Origin of the sequence: Photobacterium sanguinicancri (assembly GCF_002265265.1) — a bacterium.
GTDB classification, from domain to species: domain Bacteria; phylum Pseudomonadota; class Gammaproteobacteria; order Enterobacterales; family Vibrionaceae; genus Photobacterium; species Photobacterium sanguinicancri.
Window position 1 is genome coordinate 1 of the sequence record NZ_NOIF01000463.1, and the last position, 435, is coordinate 435.

1 protein-coding gene is annotated in these 435 nt (G+C 33.3%); it reads left to right on the forward strand.

Annotated features, from left to right (window positions below; translation table 11 throughout):
* Positions 1-28 precede the first annotated feature (28 nt).
* Positions 29-435: TadE/TadG family type IV pilus assembly protein (locus tag ASV53_RS24620; protein ID WP_141226350.1), on the forward strand; the 407-nt coding region annotated here is incomplete at its 3' end.

Sequence of the window (435 nt, forward strand, 5' to 3'; positions counted from 1 at the left end):
AACTAAATTTATAAAATTAAGATGATTTATGAATATTTCTAGTTTTAAACGGCAAAAAGGTGTTTTTGCTATTGAGTTTGCGCTCGGTTTTTTTGTTCTATTCATGTTCACTATGTTGATCTTTGAAACCTGTCGCGTGACTTATATTGCTGCCGTTTTGGATTATGCAACGGCAGAAGCTGCAAGGGATGCGAGGGTGCAGCTTGAGAAAAATACAGATTTAAATAAATATATGAATCAAGATTGTGAACGAATCTATAAGAACGAACCAGAGAAGAAAAAAACATGCTTGACCGTAAACTCCTTTAGCGGCGATCAATTTCAAATATGGTTTTATTGGTTTGTTGAAAAAAATGGTGGAGCTTTATGGCAAGTACTTACCTCTGCAAGCGATATGAAAGTAACAGTTAAACATTATAAAGATTTAAATAATCT